This is a genomic window from Mesorhizobium sp. M4A.F.Ca.ET.022.05.2.1 (assembly GCF_003998845.1).
Lineage (GTDB): Bacteria > Pseudomonadota > Alphaproteobacteria > Rhizobiales > Rhizobiaceae > Mesorhizobium.
The window spans coordinates 1-2,736 of record NZ_RZOJ01000588.1 but is presented as its reverse complement, the minus strand read 5'-3'; the positions used below and the strand labels follow the sequence as shown (position 1 = coordinate 2,736).

The 2,736-nt window shown below is 68.4% G+C and carries 2 protein-coding genes; both read left to right on the top strand.

Features of this window, described 5'->3' with window-relative positions:
• The coding region (locus EN745_RS33190; RefSeq protein ID WP_145992284.1) for a hydantoinase/oxoprolinase family protein at positions 1 to 1,088 on the top strand (1,088 nt) is incomplete at its 5' end.
• A gap of 4 nt (positions 1,089 to 1,092) precedes the next feature.
• Positions 1,093 to 2,736 (top strand): hydantoinase B/oxoprolinase family protein (locus EN745_RS33185; RefSeq protein ID WP_127423195.1); only part of this gene is annotated, 1,644 nt, incomplete at its 3' end.

Genomic DNA, 2,736 nt, shown 5'->3' with positions numbered 1-2,736 from the left:
TCCCCTCCGTGTCGGTGAGCTCGATCGGCGTCGGCGGCGGCTCGATCGCCAGCGTCGATGCGCAGGGCGTGCTGCGCGTCGGACCGGAATCGGCGGGTTCGACGCCGGGGCCGGCATGCTACGGCCGTGGCGGCACGCAGGCGACGGTCACGGACGCCATGGTGGTGTGCGGATGGCTCGGTCACAGCGAGATGGCCTATGGCCAGCTCCGGATCGATACCGGGCTGGCGCATCGCGCGGTCGGCGAGCTTGCCGCCCGGCTCGGCCGCCCGGTCGAGCAGACTGCGCAGGCGATCCTCGATATCGCGGTGTCGGAGATGTTCGTCGAGGTCGAGAAGCTCGCTTCGCGCGCCGGCGTCGACCTGCGCGAATTCACGCTGATGCCCTTCGGCGGCGGCGGCCCGATGCTCGGCGCCTTCCTTGCCCGCGAACTCGGCATGAAGCGTGTCATGGCGCCGCGCCGCCCCGGCGTGGTGTCGGCGCTGGGCGGGCTGGTGGCGGACCTGCGCGGGGATTTCATACGCACCATCTTCAGCCCTCTCACCGATACGTCTCTCCCGGCAATCCGCGACGCGTTCGACGCCCTTGCGCGCGAGGGGCGCGACTGGCTCGCGGCGCAGGGGCACGAGGCGGCAGCGGAGCTCACTCTCTCCTGCGACATGCGCTATGTCGGGCAGAGCTACGAGATCGAGGTCGTCCTTTCACCGGAATGGCTGGCGGACGGCAGTGCGGAGGCAATCGAGCAAGCCTTCCACCGCACCCATGAGCAGCTCTACGATTTCCACGACCCGGACGGCGAGATCGAGCTTGTGAATGTCCGGCTGTCGGCGATAGGCGCGGGGCCGAAACTCTCCTTCCCGGAGACAGACGAGATCGGCGCCGCCGCCATCCCGGCGCGCCGCCTCCCGGTCTACACGGGCGCGAGCCTCGAAGTCGTGGACCTCCACGACCGGCAAACCCTGGTGCCGGGCAGCACCTTCCGAGGGCCTGCCGTGGTCGTGCAGGAAGACACCACCTTCGCCATTCCCGCGGGAGCGCAGGCGCGCGTCGACCGCCACCTCAACCTTCTGCTGACCTTCGCGGAGTGACGCCATGTTTGACCGGACAAACCTGCAGGTTCTGGCGAACCACGCCCGCGCGGCCGCCGAAAACATGGCCCACACGCTGCACCGCACTGCGCACTCCGCCTTCGTCAAGGAGACGCAGGATTTCACCGTGATGCTGATGGACCGTGCGGGGGCGACCTTCGCCGTGCCGATGGAACTCGGCGCCACTTGGTATCCGGGGCTTTCCTACCACCGCGCGATCGCGATGGTCGACGACTACCGGCCGGGCGACGTTGCGTTCACCAACGATCCCTATTCGGGCCACGTCGCCACGCACGCGCCCGACACGCATCTGTGGAAGCCGGTCTTCGTCGACGGCGAGATCGTCGCCTGGACCGGAGGTCACATCCACAACACAGACATGGGCGGGGCGGTGCCGGCTTCGCTCAGCCGGTCGCTGACCGAGATCCATCAGGAAGGCATCCGCTTTCCGCCGATGAAACTGGTGCGGGAGGGCGTCTTCGACGAGACGATCCTGCGGATCATGAGCACCAATGTGCGCAAGCCCGACCTCAACATCGGCGACATCAAGGCGCTTGTCGGCGCGCTCAACACCGGCGAGCGCAAGATCCAGGCAATGGTGCGGAAGTTCGGCAAGGCCGGCTTCATCGAAGGGGTTGCCGCGCTTCTCGATCATGCGGAGGCGCAGGCGCGCGACGTGCTGCGCGCCATGCCCGACGGCACCTGGGAATTCGCCGACTATGCCGACGAGGATTCGGTCGAGGCCAATCCCTGCCGGCTGAAGCTGACGCTGACGATCAGGGGCGACGAGGCGGTGCTCGACTTCACCGGCTCCGATCCGCAGTTGGGCTCCTCGCTCAACGTGCCTTCAGGTGGCGACCCGCGCCACACCATGCTGCTGGTCGGCGTCTACTACGTGCTCTACACGCTCAACCCGAAGCTCCTGCTCAACACCGGCCTCACGCGGCCGTTCACCTGCATCACGCCGCAAGGGTCGGTGCTCAATCCGGTCCATCCGGCAGCGGTGGGCATGCGCTCGCTCACCTGCGCCCGGCTGCGCTCGGTCATCTTCGGCGCCTTCTCGCAGGCCGTGCCGGACCGTCTACCGGCGGCGCCGGCCGGCAACAACTGCATTGTCAACGTCATGACTATCGACGAGCGCACCAGCCGGAGCGTCATCGCGGCGGTGAATCCCGTCGTGGGCGGCGGCGGTGCGATGCCGCATCGCGACGGGACCAACGGATCGGGCGCCGATGCCGCCTATCTCAAGAACACGCCGATCGAAATCACAGAGACCGAGACCCCAGTCGAATTCGTGAAATACGGGCTCGCCAGGGACAGCGGCGGTGCGGGCCGCTGGCGCGGCGGGCTGGCGACCGAGATGGCCTTCCGCGTCTTCGCGCCCGACTCCAGGATTACGGCGCGCAACCGCGACCGCAGCTTCTTCCGCCCCTGGGGCGTGCTCGGCGGCAAGGCGGCCGGCCTGTCGGACATGATCGTCAATCCGGGGACCGGCCACGAGCGGCGGCTGGGCAACATCGACACCGCGGTGCTGCAGCCCGGCGACCTGCTCGATATCCGCTCTGCCGGAGGCGGCGGGCGCGGCGATCCGCATCTGCGCGAGCCATGGCGGGTCGCACAGGACGTTCGGCGCGGCTATGTCTCAGAG